The 24,412-nt window shown below is 56.2% G+C and carries 23 protein-coding genes; 11 read left to right on the top strand and 12 right to left on the bottom strand.

The annotated features are described in order from the left end of the window. Positions 1-208: 208 nt before the first annotated feature. The 3 genes from J7447_RS30530 (at position 209) to J7447_RS30520 (ending at position 3,228) form a co-directional block, all read left to right on the top strand. Complete coding sequence (locus tag J7447_RS30530; protein WP_152508018.1) at positions 209-1,633, top strand: ISNCY family transposase; 1,425 nt, start codon at positions 209-211, stop codon at positions 1,631-1,633. Between the two features lie 341 nt (positions 1,634-1,974). Then, entirely contained in the window at positions 1,975-2,355 is a 381-nt protein-coding gene (locus J7447_RS30525; protein WP_152508017.1) for a YkvA family protein, read from the top strand. Between the two features lie 27 nt (positions 2,356-2,382). Further along, complete coding sequence (locus J7447_RS30520; protein WP_152508016.1) at positions 2,383-3,228, top strand: DUF1194 domain-containing protein; 846 nt, start codon at positions 2,383-2,385, stop codon at positions 3,226-3,228. A 367-nt stretch (positions 3,229-3,595) separates the two neighbouring features. Here J7447_RS30520 and J7447_RS30515 read toward each other — a convergent pair whose 3' ends face one another. The 4 genes from J7447_RS30515 to J7447_RS30500 form a co-directional block, all read right to left on the bottom strand. Beyond that, entirely contained in the window at positions 3,596-5,026 is a 1,431-nt protein-coding gene (locus J7447_RS30515) for an HD domain-containing protein (protein ID WP_062492166.1), read from the bottom strand. Positions 5,027-5,090: 64 nt separating this feature from the next. After that, the gene (locus tag J7447_RS30510) at positions 5,091-5,675 is read right to left on the bottom strand and encodes an AAA family ATPase (protein WP_152508015.1); all 585 of its coding nucleotides are present in this window, start codon (positions 5,673-5,675) and stop codon (positions 5,091-5,093) included. Further along, a complete protein-coding gene (locus tag J7447_RS30505; RefSeq protein ID WP_062492232.1) occupies positions 5,672-6,256 on the bottom strand; it encodes a 3'-5' exonuclease in 585 nt (194 codons plus the stop codon). Before J7447_RS30505 ends, J7447_RS30510 begins: the two co-directional genes overlap by 4 nt. Next, complete coding sequence (locus J7447_RS30500) at positions 6,253-7,389, bottom strand: hypothetical protein (protein ID WP_062492234.1); 1,137 nt, start codon at positions 7,387-7,389, stop codon at positions 6,253-6,255. The genes J7447_RS30505 and J7447_RS30500 overlap by 4 nt, the downstream gene beginning before the upstream one ends. A 422-nt stretch (positions 7,390-7,811) precedes the next feature. Here J7447_RS30500 and J7447_RS30495 point away from each other — a divergent pair, with 422 nt between their 5' ends. The 4 genes from J7447_RS30495 (at position 7,812) to J7447_RS30480 (ending at position 12,142) form a co-directional block, all read left to right on the top strand. After that, entirely contained in the window at positions 7,812-8,006 is a 195-nt protein-coding gene (locus J7447_RS30495) for a hypothetical protein (RefSeq protein WP_062492162.1), read from the top strand. Positions 8,007-8,033: 27 nt separating this feature from the next. Continuing rightward, positions 8,034-10,886: an N-6 DNA methylase gene (locus J7447_RS30490; RefSeq protein WP_209171745.1), complete on the top strand. Its 2,853-nt coding sequence runs from the start codon at positions 8,034-8,036 to the stop codon at positions 10,884-10,886. After that, positions 10,887-11,603: a hypothetical protein gene (locus J7447_RS30485; RefSeq protein WP_152508014.1), complete on the top strand. Its 717-nt coding sequence runs from the start codon at positions 10,887-10,889 to the stop codon at positions 11,601-11,603. 314 nt (positions 11,604-11,917) lie between these two features. Further along, positions 11,918-12,142: a helix-turn-helix transcriptional regulator gene (locus tag J7447_RS30480; RefSeq protein WP_062492156.1), complete on the top strand. Its 225-nt coding sequence runs from the start codon at positions 11,918-11,920 to the stop codon at positions 12,140-12,142. Here the strand turns inward: J7447_RS30480 and J7447_RS30475 are convergent. Genes J7447_RS30475 through traA form a run of 5 tightly spaced genes read right to left on the bottom strand, consistent with a single transcriptional unit; the run spans position 12,139 to position 18,225 of the window. After that, a complete protein-coding gene (locus J7447_RS30475; RefSeq protein WP_062492154.1) occupies positions 12,139-12,507 on the bottom strand; it encodes a thermonuclease family protein in 369 nt (122 codons plus the stop codon). The genes J7447_RS30480 and J7447_RS30475 overlap by 4 nt on opposite strands. Further along, the gene (locus J7447_RS30470; protein WP_062492152.1) at positions 12,504-13,130 is read right to left on the bottom strand and encodes a TraH family protein; all 627 of its coding nucleotides are present in this window, start codon (positions 13,128-13,130) and stop codon (positions 12,504-12,506) included. Before J7447_RS30470 ends, J7447_RS30475 begins: the two co-directional genes overlap by 4 nt. 4 nt (positions 13,131-13,134) lie before the next feature. Beyond that, entirely contained in the window at positions 13,135-14,373 is a 1,239-nt protein-coding gene (locus J7447_RS30465) for a conjugal transfer protein TraB (protein WP_077294757.1), read from the bottom strand. Further along, entirely contained in the window at positions 14,294-14,848 is a 555-nt protein-coding gene (traF, locus tag J7447_RS30460) for a conjugative transfer signal peptidase TraF (RefSeq protein WP_077294863.1), read from the bottom strand. Before traF ends, J7447_RS30465 begins: the two co-directional genes overlap by 80 nt. Next, entirely contained in the window at positions 14,848-18,225 is a 3,378-nt protein-coding gene (gene traA, locus J7447_RS30455) for a Ti-type conjugative transfer relaxase TraA (protein WP_152508012.1), read from the bottom strand. Before traA ends, traF begins: the two co-directional genes overlap by 1 nt. A gap of 216 nt (positions 18,226-18,441) precedes the next feature. Here traA and J7447_RS30450 point away from each other — a divergent pair, with 216 nt between their 5' ends. The 4 genes from J7447_RS30450 to traG all read left to right on the top strand — a co-directional run bounded on the left by J7447_RS30450 (position 18,442) and on the right by traG (position 22,300). Next, positions 18,442-19,584, top strand: a complete 1,143-nt coding sequence (locus J7447_RS30450; RefSeq protein ID WP_152508066.1) for a hypothetical protein — start codon at positions 18,442-18,444, stop codon at positions 19,582-19,584. Between the two features lie 311 nt (positions 19,585-19,895). Next, entirely contained in the window at positions 19,896-20,147 is a 252-nt protein-coding gene (locus tag J7447_RS30445) for a TraC family protein (protein WP_062492145.1), read from the top strand. A gap of 46 nt (positions 20,148-20,193) precedes the next feature. After that, a complete protein-coding gene (traD, locus tag J7447_RS30440) occupies positions 20,194-20,451 on the top strand; it encodes a conjugal transfer protein TraD (RefSeq protein ID WP_062492143.1) in 258 nt (85 codons plus the stop codon). Then, positions 20,396-22,300 carry a Ti-type conjugative transfer system protein TraG gene (gene traG, locus J7447_RS30435; protein ID WP_265733584.1) on the top strand — a complete coding sequence of 635 codons (1,905 nt, stop codon included), beginning with the start codon at positions 20,396-20,398 and terminating at the stop codon, positions 22,298-22,300. The genes traD and traG overlap by 56 nt, the downstream gene beginning before the upstream one ends. A 157-nt stretch (positions 22,301-22,457) precedes the next feature. Here the strand turns inward: traG and J7447_RS30430 are convergent, their stop codons facing one another. The 3 genes from J7447_RS30430 to J7447_RS31460 form a co-directional block, all read right to left on the bottom strand. Continuing rightward, positions 22,458-22,745 carry a hypothetical protein gene (locus tag J7447_RS30430; protein WP_062492139.1) on the bottom strand — a complete coding sequence of 96 codons (288 nt, stop codon included), beginning with the start codon at positions 22,743-22,745 and terminating at the stop codon, positions 22,458-22,460. A gap of 304 nt (positions 22,746-23,049) precedes the next feature. Further along, a complete protein-coding gene (locus J7447_RS30425) occupies positions 23,050-23,394 on the bottom strand; it encodes a DUF736 family protein (RefSeq protein ID WP_062492226.1) in 345 nt (114 codons plus the stop codon). Positions 23,395-23,669: 275 nt separating this feature from the next. Continuing rightward, positions 23,670-24,401, bottom strand: coding sequence for a BID domain-containing protein (locus tag J7447_RS31460; RefSeq protein WP_228148177.1), 732 nt, complete (start codon positions 24,399-24,401; stop codon positions 23,670-23,672). Between the last annotated feature and the right edge of the window lie 11 nt (positions 24,402-24,412).

The raw sequence follows: 24,412 nt of genomic DNA, 5'->3' as shown, positions 1-24,412 counted from the left end.
TCAGGGAGAAGATGCTGGCGCAATGAGTGAACGCCCCCTACCCTTGCAATCCGCAGAAGTCGCACTTCAAGTATCGCTCACAAGCCATTTAGTAATGCGACACTTGGGCCAGTTAGAGATGCGACACCTCCCGTCCGTCTGACGCTGGTCAATATCAACGTTGGAAGGAAGACTGGCTTCGGCACGCCTAAGCGCTGACGGAGCTGCAATGTCTTTGATCACCATGTCGCAACATGAACTAAACCGGCTGGAAGCCATCCAGAAGATCCGCGATCGAAGATTGAGTATCGTTGACGCTGCCAGGCTTCTGAGCCTCAGCCGGAGCCAGGTCCATCGGCTCTTGCAGGCTTACGAGCGTGACGGTGCCGCTGGTCTTGTTTCCGGCAAGCGTGGCCGTCCCAGCAACCGCCGTCACAGCGACGAGTTTCGCAATGCCGTCCTCGACCTGGTGCGCGAGCATTATCACGACTTCGGTCCAACCCTGGCCCGTGAGAAGCTGCTTGAGCTTCATCAGATTGCCGTCGGCAAAGAGACCTTGCGCCAATGGATGACGGAAGCTGGTATTTGGAAGTCGCGGCGCGAACGCAAGCAGCGGATCTTTCAGCCGCGCGGCCGGCGCGATTGCCTCGGTGAACTCGTCCAGATCGATGGTTCGCATCACTGGTGGCTCGAGAACCGCGGCCCCAAATGTGCCTTGCTCGTCTACATCGACGACGCGACCGGCAAGCTGCTACATCTGCGTTTTGCGTTATCCGAGAACACCTTCGACTACCTCCTGGCAACTAAGGCCTATCTGGAACAATGGGGAAAGCCGCTTGCATTCTACAGCGACAAACACGGGGTTTTCCGGACCACACATGCGTCCGAGATGGACCGGACCAGCGGGCTAACGCAATTTGGCCGCGCTCTTTACGAGCTTAACATCGACATCGTCTGCGCCAACACCCCGCAAGCCAAAGGCCGGGTCGAGCGCGCCAACAGAACTCTTCAGGACCGGCTGGTGAAGGAATTGCGTTTGCGCGGTATCAACACGCTTGAAGAGGCCAACGCTTTCGCTCCGGAATTCATCGCGGATTTTAACCACCGTTTTGGCAAGGAGCCGCGCAATCCGAAGGACATGCATCGCCCCTTGGCCGATCATGAGAACCTGGATGGCGCCATGTGCCGGAAGGAGATCCGCACGGTGTCACAGGCTCTGACGCTACGCTATGAGAAGGTGATTTTCATTCTGGATCCGACGGATTACGCCAAGATACTGCCCCGCCAGAAGGTGATCGTCTGCGACTATCCCGACGGCCGCCTGGAGATCATGCACGAGGGCACCCTTCTCCCGTACAGAACATTCGATACCTTGCGGTCAATTCACAGAACCAGGGTTGTTGAGAACAAGCGGTTGGACGACATTCTGTCGGTTGTGGCCGAGATGCAGGAAGGCCGGGAGCAGCACCGGCGTCGGCATGGCCCCTCTCGTGCCGGTCAGAAGGACCACATGTTCGGCATCCCGGACGGCAGCGTGAGCAACGGCTATCAGAAGCGTGGCCGCAAGCCCGGACGCCGATCGGATTTCATGAATGATCCGGAAGTGAATGCTAGAAGGAAGAAGGCGCTGGCGAGGATAGAAGCGGCGGAGTGATCGGCCAATATCGGTCCCATCCTCTAAGTGATGCTACGCGCAGCTGGATATTGCAATGCACTATTTTCTGTATTGAGCACAGGTGGACAACCGCCCCAGCCGGGCGCAGAAAACGGGACGGCCTGGTATCTTCGTTGAGATTTTCATTCAGTTTCAGCTGGATCGTCTTTGCTATGAATAAGCTTCGAAAGTCTTGCACTGGTCCTGATCGTCCTCGTTAGTCCAGTCGGCGCGCAGTTGAGATATTGGTCAACTCGCAATATGGATGATGAACGCATAATCAGCTATCTGAATAATATGGATGCGCTCGTTCAGAAAGCACAGGCGAGCAAGAATACCGAATGAGCTGGAACCTTCGCGATTGGGCACGGATCATAAAGCGCGACGTCGCTGCTCTTTGCAGCGCGAGCCGAGATCCGCGTGTTCCGTGGTACGCGAAGGCCCTCGCCATTGTCGTTGCTGGCTATGCCCTTTCCCCCATTGACCTAATCCCCGACTTCATACCCGTACTTGGTTACCTGGATGATGTCGTGCTTCTGCCGCTCGGTATTTATTTCGTCATTAAGCTCATTCCACCCGAGATCATGGCGGAGCACCGGGAACTAGCAGCCGCTGCCGCCGAACGACCGGTTAGCCGTATCGCTGCCGCGATTATCATCGCATGCTGGGTTGTGGCATTTGCTCTTACGATTTGGTTCTTGCACGGTTACTTTTCCACATAGCATTCAGACACAGCTTGGAGCATCGCTATGACCGACCGCGCCAGAGGAACAGCCGCCAGAAAAGAAAAGCAAAAACACCGCCTCTATCAGGCGCGAACAGCCGCATTAACCGTTGCCCTAGGTGCAGTCCTGTCTGTCCAGTCACAGAGGGCTCAATCAGAACCAATTCCGGTGGATGTGCAATTGGTTTTGGCGGTGGACGTATCGAGTTCGATGAGCCGTGAAGAGCTCGAAATCCAGCGCTCGGGATATGTCGCTGCGATTAAAGACCCGCTTTTTGTAACAGCGATCCAACTTGGAGCGACCGGCAGGATTGCCGTTGCCTATGTGGAATGGGCCGGACCCGACTTTCAAGTTCTCACTATGCCATGGCAGATAATCGACAATTCGGAAACAGCGCAGCGCTTCGCAGATGACCTTGCGGCCAAGCCGCTGACAGGAGGAACCGACACTTCCATTTCCAAAGCATTGCTTTTTTCGGCATCGCTCCTCTCGAAATCGTCCTATCAGGCCATGCGCAAAGTCATCGATGTTTCCGGCGACGGGCCGAATACTACTGGGCCATACATCGTGCCAACTCGTGACGCCGTGATCGCTGAGGGGATTACGATCAACGCGCTGCCTTTGCTTCTCAATCCCGCTCCGTCGGAGATATCCGGTGAGGTGGAACTCATGCGCTATTTTGAGAGCTGTGTTATTGGCGGTCCTGGCGCATTCGCCTTTCCAGTTCGCAACACGGACGGTCTCGTTGCAGGGATTAAGCGCAAGCTCATTTTGGAAGTCGCTTCGGCCGGACCACATTTAGTGACCGTTTCGGCATCAGATTGGACTTCAGCCGATTGCAGAGTTGGGCAAAGAGAATTCTACGAATGAACTCAAATCGTTCATTCCAAGATGCTATGCACCTTCAAAATCTTTCAAGATGGCCCGCATTACGAGTTCGGGCTGACAAAGTCCGAATAGGTCCTCAATCACCCGCCCCCTCACCTCCCTTGCAACCCGGCCCAGCCGGTCGGATCGGGGGCTGGCCGCTTCAGCGAGCGGCAAAGTCTGACTGTCGCATTTCTATCGGGCTAGCGACGTCGCGTTTCTAAACAGCTTTGACAGTTATAACGTTACATTCAACGTCGCGCATTCTTTTAAATGAAGACATCGCCTACAGAGCCTGAAACACGCCTGCTGACCGATCAAAGTATTTCTCGGGAGGAACTTGTCAGCGGTTCAACAGCCGAGCCTGGCTTTACAAGTTTTTCAGCTCTGCCTCGATCAACTCCCTAATTGCTCTCTTCAAGTTATCCACTTTCGGGGACTTTTTATCGTCATAGTAAATGCGATGGATGTTGAAAGATGCGGCGCTTGCGACGACAGGAGAGATGGAGGCAATATCTAAGATCTTGCCTCCGACGCTCACATTGATCTGCTGGGGATGGCCGCCGACGACACCTCTCGTCTTATAGATTGGCCGATTATACGTGTCGTAATAGCAGCTATCGCTCCAGATTGAGGAATCTGCCTGCAGCTTCTCGGCAACAGCCTTACAGATTCCTTCGATCAGCTGAACGCGTGATAGTGCAGTCAGTTTGCTGGTTCCGACGCGTGCGGCAAGTGCTTCGTCGGCTACCTTCCAGATATCGACCATTGGCAAAATCCGGCGGTCCGAGAGTCGCGTCGCGACGTCGCTAACAGAAGGATCAGTCGCTTCGCGCAATAGATGGAGGGATCCCCAAAAGAGCGTATCGTCGAGAAGGTGCGCGTGGTCGAGATTGTCCGGCTCACGAAAAAATCGAATAAATGGGTGGTTCTCCGAAAGACCTGTGGCTGTCACCTCATTTGAGTCGATCAGCTGAAAAACCTTGCTCAAGAGCTGGGCGAACATGAACTCCAGACCCCTTGTCTTCTTGTGCAGATAGATGGTTGGATAGAGCTGGAACAACGTGACTGTGAACTGTTCGAGCGAGATATAGGCCTTGCTATCGACATAGAGAAATTGAGCATCACCGTTCTGACCTGGCTTAAAATTCCGTAAGAGCCAATCAAGGTCGATTCCTCCAGAGGACACACCGGCGAAGTAGGCGTCCCTTTTCGCGTAATCGAGCCTGTCGGCGTCAAGCTGACTTGAAACGATGGACGTATAGACGCAGTTTTCATCCTTCTTCTTAATGATGTCACGGACCATGCCGGGAAATTCAGAACCACCAAACTTAGTTAGCGCCGTGCCGATCGAAGAGTCGGTGATAATCTTTCGGCTAACAGACTCATGATCGACGGCAGCTTCGAAGCTCTCCGCGCGTTCGCCTTCGAGCGAGTTGCGCGCCAGAAAGAATTCCATGGCCTTCTCGAAAGCGTGGCTAAACATGCCGTGGCCGACGTCATGCAGCAACGCGGCTGCCAGGCAAGCTTCGGCCTTGGGCGACCATTTCCCGTCAGCCCCTTCGGGCTCTATAACCATCAGCATTCGTTTTGCAATTTTGTAAACGCCAAGTGAATGTGAGAAGCGAGAGTGAGCGGCCGAGGGAAAGACGTAATCGGAAAAGCCGAGTTGCTTGACACGACGCAGGCGCTGGAAGAACGGATCAGAGAGCAAGTTTTTGAGCTCATTTTCGCGTTCTCCATAAAAATCGATAAACCCGTGGATCGGATCCTTGATAACCTTGTTCAAAATTTCCGGCATTTTCCCCCCAACATGATATTTCCGGAATTGTAGTAACCAACTGCATTAGGCGAACATGCCACGCCTATTCTGCCAAGCGCGTGCGGATGCTTTTGAGAACTTGATCCAAGACTTCATTGCTATTCGTGGAGGTCAGGATGAGAGATTCGAAAGCCGCCTCGTCGGCGATCGCGCGGATCTTGTTAGCGGCTGCGACCCGAAACTCCTGATTTCCATCCCGTCCTTCACCAAGTCCAATTGCAGGATCGAGTTCTGTCATGACAAGCAGATCATAGTCACCCGCATGAGCAAGAGCGATCGAGCGAAGTTCGTTGAGCTGACGATCAGGTAGAGACCGGTCCGAAATTTCGAGGGCGGCATAAAGATAGCCTAACGCGTCAAAAACAGGACGATCGACAAGAACGACCTCGCAGTGCAAGGCAGCTTCAGCTTCCTGCCTCATGCCCTCCGCCATGATCCATAGTGTGCTTTCGAAATTGTGCTGGGTTAGGATCGGAAAGCCGCGGTCCCGTGCCGCCGTAGCGAGGTCATCTACCCGACCGATGGTCACCCCTTCGGTCGATAGGCGAGCGTCCAGTTGCTCCAGGAAAGTTGACTTTCCGGTCGAATGTGTGCCGGCTATTCCGATTTTAACTTTCCTCGCGCTCACAAAAAGCTCTCCTGCGATTTGAAAAGTATATCGGCTTCCCGTACACGGAGATCACGATCGGCGCGATCGAGCGGCCCTAGAAGTTCAACGAACAACAAGGCCGTCAGCGCAACGTCAAATTGAGCGGAATGGTGTTTCAAGCCTGTTTGCCGCTTTGCCTCGGTCGTCAACTTGAGAGCGGCGCCGAGGTTTTCCAAACTGTATGAGGAAAGGCCCGGGCGGAGGGAACGCGCGAGCTTCAAAGTATCGATTGCAGCGGATGGCTGCCATCCTGGAATCGATCGGCTTATAGCATCAAGCTCTACCCGGACGTTGTGACCGACGATCACACATCCGTCAGTCCATGTGACGACGTCGTCAGCAATGTCGTCGATACTCGGCGCACCGGCTACGACATCGTCGGAGAGGCCGTGAATCCTAGTCACGACCGCGGCGATTGGCTGCTCAGGCTTGATCAGCCAGTGAAATTCTCGGCCGGTGGGACGGAGTTCAACGAGTTCCAGCAACGCGATCTCGACAATCTCTGGAGGGGTAGCTCCGTTGCCTTCCACGTCGACGACCCAGGTCTTTTCCCAAATCATTCCCATCCGATCTCCGCACGCCCATGCCGATGCTGCCTATGCGGCTGCGCCCGGTCGTGGACTTGGAAATTTAATGTATGCTGCATGAAGTAGCGTTGCGCTTCGGTGCTGCCACTGACTACGATCCGACGATCAGAAATCTCGATTCCATTTAGGTCCGCCAGCGAGACGCTACGAGCGAGGCTTCGAACAGCCTCAGTGTCAGGTTTATGGTGATGCTTACTGCAGATCTCACGTTGGCCCTCGGGACAGATGCTACAAATTTCGCTGATGCCGAAATGACCATTAAAATCTGGTGTCCCGTGGGCGAAGGCGACCCCGCATGACGTTTTGCGGAAGATCGGGCGCCCTTCGAAATGGGCCAAAATTCGACTTTCGGTATCACGTGGTAAAATCTTTCGTCGGGCCAAATCCGTGTAAAGGTCAGGCACCCCGGCTTCTCGAAAATAGGCCTGGATTTCTTTCCGGTAAAAGAGGCCCGTGAAAACCGTCGCATCCGCTAACTCAGAAAGCCGGCGTGCAGACGCGAAGTGGTCGATCGTATCATTTAGACCCGAGATAATCGGGCGCCAGTAGAGGATCTTCTTCACACGAGACGCCGATTTAGCCAGCACTTCCAAGCTTCCTGCGGCTATCGCCGACGGTACTGGCTCCACACGTTCGTCATGGATCCCTGACCAGGTGACCAAGATCGTCAGTTGCAGGTTCTTGAGAGCTTCAAGACGCTCAACGTCTGATCGATCAATTCGCCATCGGGTGATAACCAGGACTGGATTGCTGAGCCCTCGCCTATCCAGAGCTTCGAGGGTCTTGAAAAGATGCGTCTTCACACCAGGCAGGAAGGGGTCCGTAGCTCGGTTGAAAATCTGAATCGGAGTCGTGTGAGCACGAAACGCCCAATGGCCGATGAGTTCCTGCACGGCGATTTCGTCATCGACGATGAGGTGGGGTCGCTTCATCGAAAAATTCTCGAACAAGTGGCGTACGCAGTAGCCACAATCCAGAGGACACCCGACGATGTGATTGAGACTTAAGCCCGACTTTCGATAGTCAATGAAATTCCGAAGGCTTCGAGGTAGATCATCCGGCGCAGGGCGCACGGACTTCAAATTTAAGAATTCTGCTTTTGTCACGTGTACCTCCCAAACCCACAGTCGGACAGTGAACTGCAACACAGGAAAACACAAGTTAGCCGCGAGGAAACATCAACCACCATCACTCTATGCTGCGATGTTCCTTCGAAGCGACCTCGCATCGACCACGCAGAGAAGCATGTATCCAAACGGGATATTCTCACCGCCAGACACGGACCAGCTAGCGAGCAAACTAGTAGATCATGAACAGTATCGTCACGGAGATTGTCATGTGACACGTTTTAGCGCGACATGTGGTGCGACTGCTTTGAGGAAGAGGGCCGCTACGCGCCTTAATCACATCCATCCAGACGCGACAAAGAGTTCCGCTGCTGTTTCAGCCATTCTGTATTGCCCGATTGCTGGCCATACAGAATTCTGTTATTCGTTCCTCTGCTTGCGGTGAGCAGAGGAAAGTGGTCATGGCGATCAACACAACGAAGGACGCGCTGAATTCTACAAGCCGTCACTCCATAGAGAAGCTCGAAACTCTGAATTTCAAGGTTCCGGCCGACTTCAAGAAGGCATTTAAAGGTTATGCCGTTGCCCAGGGTATGACGATGGTTGACTTGCTTCGTGAAGGATTTGAACTCAGCAAAGACAATCGTAAGTCCTGATGCAGCCGATCAAAAGCGGAATATAGTATGTCCGTCAGCGGCGCGAAAACGGCTTGGATTGAGCATCTGGATGTCAGCAGTGTCCAGATTGATGGTCTAGTTCGGGTCGCAGGATATTTGCCTGATGGCCGTCCGCCCGAAGAAGTTGTGACCATGGAGAAGGCCGCCTCATATGGCGCCTACGCGGTGTTTTTCGAAGCGGGGAAACAAGGCAGGCCGGGGGCACCGCAAGCGTTCTTATTCGTCGATGATGGGCCTGCTAATAATCCGGCGTTTGCGGAGTTGCACAAACGAATCTGGAGTTGGGGCGGCGTTCCACTCCTTTATCGGCGGATACCAGGCCTGGTGCAGCTCTTCCGATGCGCCCACAAGGCCGATTTCATTTCGGCTTCGGGAGATCTAGTCTGCAAACCAGTTAAAACACTGGGACTCGCTTCACGTATAGTTGCAAAAGAAGCTTGGTGGGACGCAGAAAGACTGCGAAACAGCACGCTTTGGGATGATCCAGCAGCTTGCAAGCTACTTCTATCCGCGTCGAAATCGGCACATCGCCTGCTTGTCGATGCCGTTAGTGGCCTCCATTCTAGACTGAAGAGTAGTGGTCTACTGAACGCAGGGCTTCGACGCCGCCTTCTTATCCTTTCACTCCTCATTGCTTATCTGGAAGAACGCGGCGTTCTCCCAGCCGACTTTTTCGGGCAATTTACTGAAGGTGCCACGAGATTTTTTCATGTTCTTGAGGACGGTCCTGCGCTTGTACAACTTCTTCGATCTCTTGAAATGCGCTTCAACGGCCACATTTTCAGAATTCACGACGAGGACCGCGCCGCACTTGAGAACAGCACGGAACTTCAAGGTTTCAGCACGCTGATAGAGGCGCGGGTTGAAGCAGGAGGGCAGCTCAACCTCTGGGCGCTCTACTCTTTCCGCGATTTACCCGTCGAGGTTATCAGCCATATCTATCAGCTATTCGTTTCCGACACCGATAGCTCCGTCTATACACCTCCTTCGCTTGTCCGCCTCATGCTTGATGAGGCATTGAGCTGGCAACGACTTGACCGGGTGATCGACCGAGACGAACTCATCCTCGATCCTGCATGTGGCTCTGGTATTTTCTTGGTCGAGGCTTACAAGCGCCTCGTGCTGCACTGGAGAAGCCGAAACGGCTGGGCTAAACCTGGTGTCCATGTGTTACGCGCATTAGTCGAACGCCTTCGCGGGGTTGATGTCGAAGGTGGCGCGATCGAGCTAGCAGCATTCAGCTTGTGCCTGGCGCTATGCGACGCGCTGGAGCCTGAAGATATCCGCGCAAGTGTTCAGCTTTTCCCAAAGCTAAACGACCGTACACTAATAGAATCCTGCTTTTTTGAAGCAAAGGAGAAAAAACGCATTGTTGGCCCTATCGGCGTCGTTGTTGGTAATCCACCCTTCGTATCCGCCCTCAAGACGCAAGGTGCAATCCGAAGCTATCAGCGCTTCACAGAAGCTATCGGTACTGGGGCAGACAAGCAGATTGCGTACCTGTTCTTGCATGAAGCCATGGAACTTCTCGTTCCTGGGGGTACGCTCTCCATGCTTCAACAGTATAACCTGATCTACAACGCCAGCTCCGCACCTGTTCGCACTGCCTTTTTTTCACGTTGGGATGTGCGCGAAATCCTCGATTTTGTGTCGATTCGTGGATTGTTTAGCAAAGGTGGCGCAGACACTAAAATTGTCGCCGTCGTTGCGGATGCGGCTGAACCACCCAATAACCGCAGAATCTTGCACGCTGTTTTTCGTCGCGCTGGTCGTGCCGATGCCGAACAAGGTTTCGATATCGATTATTATGATTTGCATTGGCTACCGCGCAGTGACGTTCTCGCGGAACCCGGACCTGAAATTTGGCGTTCGGGTCTCTTGGGCGGGGCGCGCGCTTACAGCCTCGTCAAAAGGCTCAAGCAATATCGTACGCTTAAGCAGCATGCCGCTGAACGAGGGTGGCATGTTCGCGAGGGGTTCGTTGAGGGCCAGAAGGGTGTATCCCGGCCCTCTGATCACCTGATCGGCAAGCCACTTCTGCCCTCGACCGCTCTTTCCGTGACCGGCATCGACAAAAGCCAAATCACTGTAGTGCCAGACAAGCCGATTGAGGGCCCTCGCTCGGCCGAACTCTTCACTCCGCCTATGCTCTTGGTCCGCGAACATGAAGATTTGCCAAATGCGATTTGGTCTGAAGAGTATCTCACCTTTAAGAACCAGATCGTCGGATTCGCCAAGGCTGGCCGCGACGATCTAGAGGTAGTTGCACGCTGGCTCAAAACTGAGTCGATCGCGTTGCGCGCCTATGCAGCTGGGATCAGCACGAAGCTCTTCACCCAGAAGGCGACTAATATTGCCGGAGCTGATGTGCTTGCTTTGCCATTTCCTGAGGATGGCGATCTCGACCTCAGCGACAATGAGCGAATTGTTGCCGAGGATATCGTCCACCAGTATCGAGAATTCGTTCGCAAGGGCAACGAGTCTTGTCTTTTACGCGAGGATGCCTGCCAGGTACTTGACGACTTCGCACGTTTGTTCTGCAAGCAGATCAACACAGTTTATCAAGAAAAGCCGCTGATATCGCTGACACCGCGGCGCTGGTCAGGAATCGTCTGCCAGCCCTTCGTGTTTGGGACTGGGGTGATCGATTGGGACGGCGAAGATACGCTGCACGACAAGATTGATGTTCTACTAAGGGAACAAAAGGGCACGTCGGTTTCCATTACACGCATCGCAAGAATATATGACGGGCATTTTATTTTCCTTCTGAAGCCGGATCGTCTTCGTTACTGGCTACGTTCGGTGGCATTGCGCGATAGCGACGACGTATTGGCCGATCTTCGGGCGCAAGGATTTTGAATGCTGGCGGATTCTGACGGAGTTAATGTTCAGAGTGGGGGGTTATCACCCGACCTACATCGTCCGAAGACTTGGCTTCATCAACTGATAACTTTCATTCTGGAAGAATTGCCGAGCTGGCGGGATCGTGGTGGTCGACCAACTGCGGATTCTGAAACACAACTAACCTCGCAACTCTGCGCTCACCTTAACGGCACCACCCGAAAATCTCCCGGCTGGGACGTTCTCCAGTTCCGCATCGAAGAGCCCGACGAAACGAAGCTTTCGCGCCGAATTGATCTCGTTGCAGCGCCAGCGGGAGAGGTCATCTGGATTGAAGGACGCCGGCATGACGATTTTGATACGCTTCTTCCAATTGAATGCAAACGACTTCCCACACCAAAGGGCAAGAACCGAGACAAGCGTGAGTATTTGCGCGTTGCGAACGGCAGCACTGGTGGCGTACAGCGCTTCAAGGCGGGATTGCACGGCGCGGCGCACGAACAGGCAGTCATGATCGCTTATGTGCAGACGGGCGGCATAGTGTCTTGGATCAACCGACTCGATTTCTGGATTCGCGCCCTATCTCGTGTTGGTATTTCCGGTTGGAGTCTTGATGATCGTCTGAATCTAGTCAGCCACGACACCAATCTGCGTATCGCCGTCCTATCATCCGAACACGAACGAGAACTCAACCTAAACAGAATTGAGCTTCGTCATTTGTGGGTCGAGATGTGAACGTCTCGGGTCAATTTCACCATCGAATAGACGTGAATCAACTAGCGGATAAGTATAGGAGCGGTGGCTGAAAATATCAAAAACATTTCGTTTGCCATCTATGTATATTCGTGACGAAGTTGTTCAAATACATTTCGCACGAAACTTGAAAACTAGGCCATTTAATAAACAGATTTGCGGAAAGCCGACATGATGACGTGAATAATGGCGACGCAGGCGCAAAAGTCTCTTAATACGGTCGCCCGTCAATCCCCATGTTTGACGAATAGAGAAGTTGATAAACTCTAATTTTGTAAGCTGCCAATCAAAAGCGCATGGACATGCGCCGCCTCGTCGGAAAAAATCTCACCCGCCTAAGAGATGAGCGGAATATGACGCAAAAGGAAATTGCGGCGATCAGTGGCATCAGCCAGCAATATCTGAGCAGCCTGGAACGCGGAAAACGGAACCCAACCGTTATTACAATCTATCAGATTTCATTGGCGCTCAACGTGGATCCGATGGAGTTTCTTCGACGGATCAAGAAGCCGAAAGATTAGCACCACGGCTCGCGATGTCCGTGCCACGGCCGGGCAAGCCCCTCGTTGATGAGAATTTGGCTTACGTCGTTGCCGTTGACCAAGACCCTTGCGAGGGTGCGGCCATACTTGTCCTTGCCATTTCGGAGGATCTGAATGCGTTGTCCGTTCGCCAACTCGGCGAGCCGGCGCTTGGCCTTCTTTGCCATCTGGATTTCATAGGAACATTTTCCGTCGATCTCGGCGGTATCCAGGCCGAGAACCCGCACACGCTCCGAGCCGTGCTTCATGCCGATCAGGAAACTGTCACCGTCCCAAACGCGCAATTGCTGTGGCTGGCATGTCGCAGCACAGAGATACACGGCAACAACGATGTGGCTGGTCATTCTCTGTTGAAGTCCCCTATTCCGGACAGATCAACGCCAATGTCCGCCTTGTTTGGATCCTGCGCCCATAGCTGTTGCCGGAGTTCATTCCTGGGGTCCGGACTCGCATTGTCAGCCTCTGGCGCCGGCGCTCCCTCCACTGAGGCGGCCGGGTCCGGAGCAGCCAGATCAACGCTCTCTCCTGGGTCTTTTGCCGTGAACACATACTCACCGTCGAAATACCCGGTCTGGTATGCCTCGATGGCATCTTCGAACGCCTCTTGAACCGGCGTGCCGTACCACTTCGTCACGACCCGATAGACGCGGGCGAACAGCGCGGTCCCGATTTTGATGTTGTTGCAGGTGTCGAACACATCCGCGGTGACCTGGGACTTGTCGGTGACGCCAATTCCAACGGGGTATTGCGTGAGCCCGACGCGCACGACGGCTTTGCCGAGGTGATCCTGAACCAGCTTCATCGCTTCTTCGGGTGATTTGACCTTCGGCACCAGAAACGTCTTCGATCCGGCACGAACGGTCACGTTCAACGGATCTTCTGATCCTGCCGCCGCAATGAACTCTTCAACGATGGCAGGGGTCAAGGAAGGGTCGGCACACTGTTCTATCAGGGCGGCATCTATCATGGCTTCACTCGTTGAATGCGATCACCAGCGGAACATCGAACAGCTTTGCCCAGGCTGTGACGCTGGCACGCTGAATAGCGGTAATGTTGCTTCCGCCGGTCCACCAGCCGTTGGCGATCGCCACGATGATATCGGCGTTCAAAGCCATGGATTGCAGGACAGGCCAGATAATCAACTGCTCGTAGCAGATCAACGGCGCTGCGCGATAGCCCGCGACAGGCATAACTGGATTGTAGAATATGTAGGCGTTGGCTCCGCCGCCGTCTCCTGTGAGCCGGCGCCAAGGCTGCCACATGGAAACCGGGACCGGCATGCGTTCGCGATAGAGGATCCGCGTGTCCGACTTCGCGATCTCCACCATCACCGTGTCATAGCCGCTCTTTTGAATGGCCGCGGCGCCCCCGATCACGGTCACTGACAGATCCGACAAAGCATCTGTCCAGAGCCGTTCCGTCGTCGGAGTCCATAGTCCTAAAGCGCTCTCGGGCAGGACCGCTACCTTAGCCCCCTGCCCGGCCGCCTTGCGAACCATGGCGATTGTTTCCTGCTGCTGCTCATAACCGGCGTGCTGTCCAGCCCCTTCATAGCGGAAAGTGGTGTTGATGCCGGTCCAACCCTCAATTACGTTCGGGTCCGTCCAGAATGCGGCGGACCAAGCAGCACATCCGGCGACAATCGGGACCGCGATCCTCCAAAGGCTTGTGGTCATCATGAGCAACAGGATCGCGGTCGCTGCCAGTCCGAACCAGCTCCATCCCGGAAAGAGCACGCCGGCCGCAGTGATCGGGCTGGCCCAACCCATGATTCCGAAGGGTGGCAAGCTCATCAGAACGCTTGCGATTAGATACCGCAGCATTCGCGGCCAACCGGATCGGCCCGACCACAGCGCGGAATAGACGGCGACAAAGACGAGAGACGCTGCGAACCAAAGGCCGATTCCGATAGCATATTGGGATCCGAAGAATATGGACGCGCCCTGCGGCAAGCCTCGTGAGGCTCCGAGGAAGTGCGCCGCTGCCACCAGCGCCGCCACGGATCGGGACGGAGAATAGGCCCAGAAAGCCGGAAACAGCATTCCGGCCGGCAGCAGAAGCACGTTGCCGGACCAGCCGATTGTGCCGGTCGCAATGCCTCCCAGGACGCAAAGCAGACCCCGCGCGAATTTAGGGCTGGAAGGTGAGCACTTCTCGCGCCAGGCCGAGAATGCCGCTCGCCGGGATGGGGCCAAAATATCTTGAATCATAAGAAGCCACGTAATCGGAATGAACAAAGATATCGCCCGCCGGAACGATACCCCCGGCATAGGCGGTCAATGGACGCCCCTGCTCGTCCTTCGCCTGGATGGAAGAATGCGCCAGGAGCTCGCCATCGACGGCAACCTGATTGCCCTCGATGGTGACGGTCTGTCCCGGCAAGGCCACAACGGTTTTGATGAGCGGTGCCATGCCGCCGTTGCACAAACCTGCAGGAAGATAGAGCCGATCGCGCGCCAGTTCGATCGCCGGCGAATTCGCCGGCGGACAGATGAACAAGGTGTCCCCCCGGCGAGCTTCCCTGGACAGTTCCTCGATCCGCCAAAGTCCGAGTGGGAAACTCGGTGTGGTGTTGATCCGGTAGCCGCCGAGAAAACCGGCGGCGGCAATGCCGCCAATCGCTAATCCGGCCAGCGACAGGATTGCCAAGGCTTTCCGCTTGCCCCGTCGCCGCGCCTTCTCTATCACCGGGTCATGCCCTGATCTTTGACCTGTTCCTTTTTCAACACCTGCGCTTGAGCTTTCTCCTGGGAACGCTTCTTTGCATCGACTTTCTGCAGCGCGTTGAACTTCGGCCATGCATCCGCAAGCTTGCTCCGATCTTCATCGGCAACCCGGGCGGCGGCCTTTTCAAAGGCAGGCCCCTCCGGTTTGAGACCGGCCATGAACGTTCTCTCGCCGAACCTCTGGTCCAGCTTCGCGGCGACTTCACCGAGCTCGGCCTCGACCATCTTGTCCGCCAGAAGGAAGGACAGGCCCGCATTCAGGTCGTTGCGGTCGATGGCATCGCGGATCCGCGACAAGACGCCATCGGCCGCCGGCGACAGCGCCGGCACATCGACGCGCGACAGATCCCGCTCCCGTTCCAACTCCACCGTGCGCAAGTCTCCGATCTCGGCCCTGAGACGGATGTAGTTTTTCACATCGTCGCTGAGCTGCGGAACGTTGTTCAACGCCTGCTCGCGAGCTTCGCGAGCGGACTTGCCCGCAAGCATTCCCGTCTTGCCGCGTAGCGATCCGAACTGTTCGGGCGCATTCGCCAATTCTTCAGCGAGCTTATCGCGGGCGGACACCTGCTCAGCGCCACTCGATTTCACGATGTCATCGATCCGCATCGACTTTACGGCCTCGTCCGGCTGCTCATAGACGAGACGGGCGCGGTTCTGGATTTCAACCCAATGGGCTGTCAACGTTGCATCGGACTGCAATTTGGCCTCCACAGTCTCAGTGACGGATAGTGCCCATTCCTCAACGCCTTTGATCCAGGGCTGCAGCGGGGCCGCCTGTTCGCGTGGCTCTGTTTGGACGGTAAGTGCGTTTGTGGCAAGACCGCGTGAACCAATGCCAAGCTTTGCGCCGAGCACGGCAAGCCGCTCGCCGAGCGCCAAGAGCTTCGCCCTTTGCTCGCCAAACCAACGGCGCTGGTTCTGCACCATGGCCTTCGCAACCCGAAGTCCGTAGAGACCCCGACTGCCCGCGTAGCTGAGCGCCTGGGCATAGAGTTCCGAGCCCGCATAATCGAGCGTCGTATCCTTGGCACCTTTCTTGGAAAGAACCTCGACCAGGCCGCCATTCTTCGCAAACGACAACGCTCCGTGATAGAGCTTCACGTCTTCCCGGTGCCTGGTCATCGCGACATAGGTCAGATGCCGGTCCAGCGAAAGCGTTGCCAGAACCTTGACCTTGTCGACGGTCGCGCCTTGAGATTTGTGGATCGTCGTCGCATAGCCGTGATCGACATTGCGATAGGTCTTCTGGTTGACCTCGACGCGCCGGGTTTGATCCGATCCCCCACTACCACCAACAGCCCCGATCTCTGCAACAATGCGCCCCTCACCCGCTTCGACCACGCGGCCGATCATGCCGTTCTTGACGTTTAGGTCTCGGTCGTTCTTCAGGAACACGATCTGATCGCCAGCAGCAAAGAACCGTTCGCCGTCCTCGGTACGGAACTTGTGCCCTTCCTCAATCAGACCGCGTTCAATGAGCGTGGCGCGTGCCAACTTGTTGAGCTCAAAAACATCAGCTCGAAGATGGGCAAGCATCAGCATCGACTTCGAGGGATCGTAGTCGGCCGACCAGTCATCGATCATGCCTTTGATGACCTGATCCTTGAGCGGCATGCTGACAACGTGACCGTTGGCGCGATACGCGTTGATCGCTTTGGCGACATCGCCCCGTGCAAGATCCATGGACGCATCGCGCATCCACTGTTCGCGCTGACGGTAGATCGTGCCAAGTTCCGCGTAGCCCGTTCGGCCCGTCAGGGACCGAAACGCGGCACCGGCTTCGATCGGCTGCAGCTGCTCCGCGTCCCCGATCAGAATGAGCTTGGCTCCGGCCTTCGCGATCGTCTCGACAAAGACGCACATCTGCCGACTATCGACCATGCCCGCCTCATCAATCACAAACACGGTCTTTCTATCCGGAAGCCCCTCACCCCGCGCCCACGACAATTGCCAGGACGCCAGGGTGCGCGATGCGATTCCAGCTTCCTTCTCCAGCCCCTCGGCCGCCTTGCCCGCCAGGGCGGCGCCGGCGACATGATAGCCGTTCGACTCCCAGACCTGACGGGCGGCTTTCATCATCGTGGTCTTGCCCGCCCCTGCCCGGCCGACAACGGACGCCATTCGCTCATCGGCCGTGATGCGCTCAATCGCAACACGCTGTTCATCGGAAAGCTGCTGGATCTTGGAAAGGACCGCGGCGCGAGACCGCTCATCGACGCCATGGGAGGAAGCGGAAACAAGGTGATCGGCCCGCCGCGCCATCTCCGATTCGAGCCGCATCATCTCCCGGCTGGTGAGCTTCGCCGGTTCCATTTCGCAGGTTTCCGGATCAACCGCTTCGACGGCGAGCTTCACGACATCCGGGGAATTCAGAACGCGCGCCAGCAGGTCCTGGAACTTACCCGGATCGTCCACATAGCGATGAAGGTATTTTGCAATGTCCCGCTCATCGAAAACGCTCTTCTCGCGTGTGATCGCATCAATGACAATTTCCGGGCGGCGTTTGATACGCCGAACGTTCTCCAGGCAACTTTCCGCATGCCAGACCGCTCGTTCCAGATCGGCTTCACGTCCTTGGGCTTTGGCTTCTTTGGCAATGTTGCGAGCCTGAACTCCGATCTTGGATGTCGGGCGAAGCTCGATCCCCTGAGCCTCATAGCTGCGGTGATCGATCCGCGTTTCCTGGCCGGCTTGCTCCAAACTCTTGTTTGCATGCGTGGCCCAAAGCTCCCGCCACTGTTTCAGCGTTTCCTTGTCGCCAGCCCATGCCTTGTACTGGATCTTGCCGTTCTTCTGACCTCCCGCCCGAACCGGTTCTCCTTTCGCATCGAGAAGCGTTTCCCACTTCGACCCGAACCCCGCCTCCGTCAAAGGAGCCATCGTCAGCATGACATGGACATGCGGATTGTTTTCTTTGTCGTGATAGACCCAATCCGCAATCATGCCTCTCGATGTGAAGGCTTCGCGGACATAGCCTTGGACGAGGGCAACGTTCTCTTCGCGGCTCAATTCCGACGGCAGCGCGAACACGATCTCGCGGGCAAGCTGCGCATTGGCGCGGGTCTCATGCGCCTCGACCGCATTCCAAAGAGCCTCGCTCGCGCCGGCGACACTCCGCCCGTCGATCAGTGTCCGGAACCACTGTGGCGTCTGATCCGGCAGCGCCAGTTCCTCATGAACCAGATCGCCGTCCTTATGGGCGTAGTTGAATTTCTTGTGGTCCAGATCGTTCGATACCGTCATCTGGGTACGATGCCGGTATGCCGCCGCCGCGACACTCGACCGGCCTTCGCTCCGGGAGATCACCTGAACATGGAAATGATAGATGGCCATGGAGGGCGCTGAACCTGCGGGCGGCGATGATGGGGGCGAACGGTGGCGGGTTGAAGCGAGCGAAGCGAACAGCCAAGCCTCTGAAATTCATTTCAAGGGCCTGGCGTCAAACTTCGCGACAGAGTTGCGAAGACACTTGACGCTTAGCATACCGGGATTGTATCCACAATCCTATAAGTGCGCATTGGTAAGTTCTGCTTGAAAGCAGTCCTCTTAATGAGCAGCCGCCATGCGGCGGCTGGGCGCAAGCCCATCTCTTCGGTTTCAAGTCGCGAAGCTCATTTTCTGAAAAAGGCATTTCCAAACATGTTTGGCTGGCTCATTCGCAGAAAAGCGCAAACACAGGTCACTCCACCCGCCCCCACCTCTGAACGACAAGCTCCAAAAGTCGAAGCCAACCCAAAGGCGGCCTCGACACTGAAGACCGAAACACGCTCTTTTTCACTGGAGAGGGTCAGGCTTCAGAATGCGATGGGCTTTAAGGTCAGCCACGACGATTTGCCTGACAGCTTCCCGCTTCACTATTTCACCAAACGTCCTTTGCCGAATGGATCGATTGCGCTCTTTCCCGGCACGTGGGGAGCGGAAACACTGGAAATCAATCTGCCCATCCGGACGACGGAACAAGCCGACGCCCAGGAGGCGGGAGCGCAGGTAGAGAATGAAAGCGCTCTCATCGATCTGAGGAAGGTCGATAAGATCCCTGCCGAGCTGGATCTCTTCTTGCCGCTCTTCGCCAAAAGCGAAATCCAGCCACTCATGATTGACATGATCCCCGAAACCTCCTTCGGCGCATCCCTCGCAAACATCCTTACGCAAGGGAGCTGGAACGCGTTGCGGCTTGAGGCTACCGCGCGAAGCGGCGGCTGTTGTCAGGTCTGCGGTGACAAGCCCCAATCAATCGAGTGTCATGAGCTGTGGGAGTATCACACTCCGAAACGCCGCGACGCTGTATCGGATACGCGCGGCGTTCAAACTCTCGTAGCGTTGCTTTCCTTATGCAAGGCTTGTCACCGGATGTTTCATCCGTGTCGCGCTGATGCGCACGGCCAGTCTGACGAAGTGTGGGAGCGCATTGCCTGGGCAAACCGCTGGACGGGCGAACAGACTGCCGCCTATTCCCGTATCGTTCAAAAGATCTGGCAACGGCGATCTGCGATCACTTGGGATCTTGATCTAAGGCTGGTTCGCAATTGGGAACTTGTAGTCAGAAAGGCGAAAGTCAATATGCTTGATGACGGCCGTCTCCAGGATCTCATATCGGATCGCATCACCGGTCTGCTCGGCGTCAACTGGCGCTTTTCCAAAGAGAGCGAATTTCAAAAATCGTTGCCTCTTCCGGATTGGTTGACTGTCTAACCGACCTCCCGCCCGGATCTGGTTTACCACAGGCTACGGCTTTCTCTTCGGCGCTTGATGGGGAGCGCGTTCAAGCCTCCGCCCGCTCCGTCCGGTTTTCCTCAAAACCGGACTGCGGCCCTTCGGGCTGGAAAACCAGATCCTCAAAACCCGCATTTCGAAACCGATAGGCCCATCTCTTTTTACCTGAGCGGACTCCGCATGGGTTGAACGAACGGCTCCCGCTGCAACCCGTCTCGACACGGAGTCCCCGACCCGTTAAGAGCGAACCATGCCGCACCGGCAACCATTCACTTGAAGAGGATTATTTCATGGCTCCACGCACTGCCAAAACCGCCTCCGAACAGATCGACGACATCGAAGCACAGATTGCGAAACTGCAGCAGCGCAAAAAGGAAGTGCTCAAGAAGCAGTCCGAGCGCGTTGCCAAGCTCGTCATGGAGAGCGGCCTGGCCGATCTCGACATTGACGAGGCAGAGCTCTCCAAAGCTCTGAAAGATGTTGCTGCCCGATTTCAAAACCCGGCCACTCCACAAGCTCACACTCCGGCTCCGCAAAATTGAGGGGCAATTCCGAACTCTCGAAAATCGGATAAAGCGGGCTCGGTTCATGGACCGCAAGAAAGACGCAAGAGAGAAGATCCAGCTCGGCGGCCTCATCGTCAAAGCCGGACTTCGCGAAACCGACAAGGCCATCCTTCTCGGCATCCTCACCGATGCCGCGAAACAGCTTGGCGATACAAATCAGCGCGACAGATGGCGCGCGATCGGAAAGGCGGCGTTCAAGGATGACAGTCAAAAGGGCAATGTTGATGCTGATCCCGATAGCCCTCATGCTGGCGGCGGTGTGGGGCTTGAGCGGGATTGAGACGAAGATGGCCGCGCTCGCCACAAATCAAAAAGCCTACATGATGCTCGGCAGGATCGGGCTCACCCTCCCCTCCCTCGTCGCTGCCGGCCTCGGTCTCATTGTTCTCTTTTCAGCGCGCGGCAGCCTCGACGTTAGCTGGGCTGGCGTGGGCGTACTCATCGGCGGCCTGATGGTGTTCACCATCGCGGCGCTCCATGAGGTGCTGCGGCTGAATTCATTTTCGTCTCAGGTGCAGCCTGGGACAATCCTGCAATATGCCGATCTCTATTCGCTCAGTGGTGCAACCGGCGCGCTCTTCGTCGGCCTGTTCGGATTGAAGGTCGGCCTGAAAGGAAACACGGCGTTCGGCGTCAATCGGCCGAAACGCGTTTCCGGCCGACGGGCCATCCATGGCGAAAGCGACTGGATGGACAACGCGATGGCTGCAAGGATCTTTCCGGAGCAAGGCGGAATTGTCCTGGGTGAGCGCTACCGGGTCGATAAGGATAGCGTGACGGAGGTCAATTTCGATCCGCGCCATAAGGAGACCTGGGGCAAAGGCGGCAAGGCTCCCCTCGTTGCATTCGATCAGGGGTTTGGATCAACCCACGGCATCGTCTTTGCCGGATCGGGCGGCTACAAGACGACATCGGTAGTCATTCCGACCTGCCTTAAATATCCTGGTTCGATGGTCGTCCTCGATCCATCGACAGAGATAGCGCCGATGGTATCTGAGAGCCGCAGCGCGATGGGACAGAAGGTTATCTGTCTCGATCCAAAGGAATCTGACGTCGGTTTCAATGTCCTCGATTGGGTCGGACAGTTCGGCTCGTCAATCGAAGAGGACATTGCGACGGTCGCGGCCTGGCTCATGTCGGAAAAGCCGCGGCTTGCATCCGGCGCCGATGACTTCTTCCGCACCAATGCGGAACAGCTCATTACCAGCGTAATCGCGCATGTGGTCTTTTCCGATCAAGAGAACGCCACGGGAAGTCGGTCGCTGCGCGCCGTGCGGAGCATTCTGACGAAACCGGAGGAGAACCTGAAAGAGTTCCTGGCCGACATCCACGACACGGCTCCGACCGAGTTCGTGAAAGAGCTTGTCGGTCCGTTCATCAACATGACGCCTCAGACCTTCTCGGGCGTCTATGCGACCGCGGCCAAGGAAACGCACTGGCTTTCCTATGACAACTATGCGGCGCTGGTATCCGGCAACACGTTTGGAACGGATACGATTACCAACGGTCGGACGACGATCTTTCTCAACATCGATCTGTCCACTCTGGAAAATCATCCCGGCATGGCCCGTGTGATCATCGGTGCGTTCTTGAAGGCTGTCTATAACCGGGACGGCAACGTCAACGGCCGGGTGCTCTTCATGCTGGATGAGGCTGCGCGCCTCGGCTACATGCGCATCATCGAGACGGCCCGTGATGCCGGTCGCAAATACTGCATCTCGCTCTTGATGCTATTTCAGTCTCTCGGACAGATGCGGGAAGCCTTCGGCGGGAAAGATGCCACGTCCAAGTGGTTCGAATCCGCGTCCTGGGTCTCCTTCTCCGCGATCAACGATCCGGACACGGCCCGGTACATTTCCGACCGCTGCGGCATGACGACAATCGAGGTGGAACAGGTCAGCCGCTCCTCGCGCGGTGGTCATGTCACCCGTAACCGGTCCCGCCAGCTCTCTCAGCGTCCTCTCATCCAGCCGCATGAAGTTCTGCAAATGCGATCCGACGAACAGATCATCTTCACCAGCGGCAACGAACCACTGCGTTGCGGCCGGGCCATGTTCTTCCGACGGAACGACATGACCGAGAAAGTCGGCGCGTCCCGGTTTGGCAACTCAAGCCAGGCGAAGAACTGATGAAAAGCAGGATTATCAAACGTCCTATCGGGGTAGGTCCCTGGGGATAGAAGTTCGGCGATACCCTACCAAGACGGTCTGGCGCGCTCGATGCGCGCCAGGCTGTCACCATGATGAAGACTGCGAGAGGGCTTTCGCCCTCTCGCGATTGAACGTTTCAAAAGCCAATATCGAGAAATGCGGCTGTCCGGCCTGACGCCTCCAGAATGGCAAGGGCGCGCGGGTTGGCCTTCAGTGCCTCTTGAGCGGCGGCTAGACGATCCCACGGTTCAACGTTTTCAAAGACTTCCTGTTCGCCGTAAGCATCGACAAATCCGCAGTACTGCGGTTCCGTTTTAAGAGCGTCTAGTCGAAACTGCACGCTGGCGATCACTTGATAAGCCTCGCGGAGCTCGGCCCAGTAAGCTGCACTGCCGCCGTCGATGGTGTTGACTTGATTGATCATTGATTTGTCCTTTCGTTTTTCTGACGAAAGGTCCCCACTTCTGCACGACGAGGGAGTCAAGGACCGCGCAGCGGCCGGCGGAGCCGGTGAGTGGGGGAGCCGATTTTCTCGTGGACGCGCGCAGCGTGGCCGCGTGAAAATTGGGGGAACCGCTCATCCTTTACTCGTGAGGAGTTGGAGTACGATGGGCTTTCACAGAAGAAGCATAAACCTCCCGGCTGGGTGATGCCTCATCGGCAAGCGGAGCGCGCAGGGCGAAGCCCGGAGATCAATTGGGCCTTTCATCGGCCCGAAGGCCGGGGGATTAACCCCGGCGATCGCTGTTCAGATAGTCATTCGGAATGACGGCCTGAAGTGCATCGTCATCCTGATCCGGATACCGGCCGAGGTTCGCGTAGAACTTCGAGTGGCCCGTGTTGATGGTGAGCGAAAAGTACGGATCGCCGTTGGCGTTGTTTCGCTCCCAGATGCCACCGATATCGATGCGCTTGCCGGCTGGGCTCTTGGCATAGAGCCGGAACTTGGGGGCTTTCTCGTTGTCGCTGTGCAAGGCTTCGCCGGTCACATCGACGTCGAAGGCCAGAGTTGCAATGTTGCCTGTGAGCTTGTCACCGGCGAACTGGATGTAGTTGGTGAGGTTGTCGGTCATCTTCCGGTTCCTTTTGTTCGAATTGCCGATGGACAAAAAGAACGGCCGCCAAGAGCGCGGGCCGCACCCCGAAGGGACCGCAACGCCAGTGCAGGACCGCAGGGCGGGAAGAATTTGGGTAGCGAGGAGCCGGGAACCGGCGGGGAAATTCTTTGCGCCCAAGGTTGAGGACGAGCTCAAGGCCGTATTGTCCAATCGTCGGCATATTCGGATAGCTCCAATGGGAACCGGAAGATGACCGGCCCCCTGCCCTCTCCGCAATCTGTTTCGCCTGGCTAGCGGACTGGCCCGCCCTTGCCTCGCTCCGCCGACTTCGCTTGTTCCAGCTTGCGGGCTTCCTGTCGAACACGAACCTGCCCCTTGTCCAGCACTTTCAAGGTGCTCTTCACCCGCTCTATCTGTTTGGGATCGAGGCCGTGTTTCTGGGAGAGCTCCGCATGCCTTTCAGGCTTCATGTGCGCACGGATCTCCCTCAAGTCCGTGCCGAAGCGTTTTTCCAGCGTGGCCATCACCTGCCGGAGCTCGGCCTTGTGCGCCTCGGTCAACGGCATGGTTTCCTGAATGGCTTTCATCAGCGATTGGCTTGGCGCGCTGACCTCAACCCGCGCCTGGTCGACAACGGCGCGGCGCTCCTGGGCCATCGTCTTGCGGATCCCGTGCACCACGTTGATGTGGGTTTCCACGATGGCACGCAGGTTCACGGTACCGGCAAGGGCATTCCGGCGCGCAAGCCGCTCTTCGCGGCTGGAAGTTATGCCGCCTCGCCCTGCGAGTTTGCCGAATTTCTCGGGACCGTCCTTCAATTCATAAGCCAGCGAGGCATCGCCAAGTTTGCCCAGTTCTGCGGCGTCTTTCACCCGATTGATAACCTTTTGAGGATCCGCGAAGACGACCTTGAGATGGCGCTCCAGGCTCTCGGTCGATTTGATGGCAGCTTTTGAAACCGCAAGCCGGTCCTGCAGCTCCTCTCTCGTCACCTCGGGGCTGAGCACCTTTTCCGGCACCATGACGCCGGCGG

Origin of the sequence: Labrenzia sp. R5_0 (assembly GCF_017743835.1) — a bacterium.
Classification (GTDB): Bacteria; Pseudomonadota; Alphaproteobacteria; order Rhizobiales; family Stappiaceae; genus Roseibium; species Roseibium algicola.
This window is presented reverse-complemented; position numbering and strand designations above follow the sequence as displayed.

Coding starts and splice junctions, on each gene's coding strand:
- J7447_RS30530 (WP_152508018.1), top strand. CDS start 209: ATGTCTTTGATCACCATGTCGCAACATGAACTAAACCGGCTGGAAGCC.
- J7447_RS30525 (WP_152508017.1), top strand. CDS start 1,975: ATGAGCTGGAACCTTCGCGATTGGGCACGGATCATAAAGCGCGACGTC.
- J7447_RS30520 (WP_152508016.1), top strand. CDS start 2,383: ATGACCGACCGCGCCAGAGGAACAGCCGCCAGAAAAGAAAAGCAAAAA.
- J7447_RS30515 (WP_062492166.1), bottom strand. CDS start 5,026: ATGCCGGAAATTTTGAACAAGGTTATCAAGGATCCGATCCACGGGTTT.
- J7447_RS30505 (WP_062492232.1), bottom strand. CDS start 6,256: ATGATTTGGGAAAAGACCTGGGTCGTCGACGTGGAAGGCAACGGAGCT.
- J7447_RS30495 (WP_062492162.1), top strand. CDS start 7,812: ATGGCGATCAACACAACGAAGGACGCGCTGAATTCTACAAGCCGTCAC.
- J7447_RS30490 (WP_209171745.1), top strand. CDS start 8,034: ATGTCCGTCAGCGGCGCGAAAACGGCTTGGATTGAGCATCTGGATGTC.
- J7447_RS30485 (WP_152508014.1), top strand. CDS start 10,887: ATGCTGGCGGATTCTGACGGAGTTAATGTTCAGAGTGGGGGGTTATCA.
- J7447_RS30480 (WP_062492156.1), top strand. CDS start 11,918: ATGGACATGCGCCGCCTCGTCGGAAAAAATCTCACCCGCCTAAGAGAT.
- J7447_RS30475 (WP_062492154.1), bottom strand. CDS start 12,507: ATGACCAGCCACATCGTTGTTGCCGTGTATCTCTGTGCTGCGACATGC.
- J7447_RS30470 (WP_062492152.1), bottom strand. CDS start 13,130: ATGATAGATGCCGCCCTGATAGAACAGTGTGCCGACCCTTCCTTGACC.
- J7447_RS30465 (WP_077294757.1), bottom strand. CDS start 14,373: ATGATTCAAGATATTTTGGCCCCATCCCGGCGAGCGGCATTCTCGGCC.
- traA (WP_152508012.1), bottom strand. CDS start 18,225: ATGGCCATCTATCATTTCCATGTTCAGGTGATCTCCCGGAGCGAAGGC.
- J7447_RS30450 (WP_152508066.1), top strand. CDS start 18,442: ATGAGCAGCCGCCATGCGGCGGCTGGGCGCAAGCCCATCTCTTCGGTT.
- J7447_RS30445 (WP_062492145.1), top strand. CDS start 19,896: ATGGCTCCACGCACTGCCAAAACCGCCTCCGAACAGATCGACGACATC.
- traD (WP_062492143.1), top strand. CDS start 20,194: ATGGACCGCAAGAAAGACGCAAGAGAGAAGATCCAGCTCGGCGGCCTC.
- traG (WP_265733584.1), top strand. CDS start 20,396: ATGCTGATCCCGATAGCCCTCATGCTGGCGGCGGTGTGGGGCTTGAGC.
- J7447_RS30430 (WP_062492139.1), bottom strand. CDS start 22,745: ATGATCAATCAAGTCAACACCATCGACGGCGGCAGTGCAGCTTACTGG.
- J7447_RS30425 (WP_062492226.1), bottom strand. CDS start 23,394: ATGACCGACAACCTCACCAACTACATCCAGTTCGCCGGTGACAAGCTC.
- J7447_RS31460 (WP_228148177.1), bottom strand. CDS start 24,401: ATGGTGCCGGAAAAGGTGCTCAGCCCCGAGGTGACGAGAGAGGAGCTG.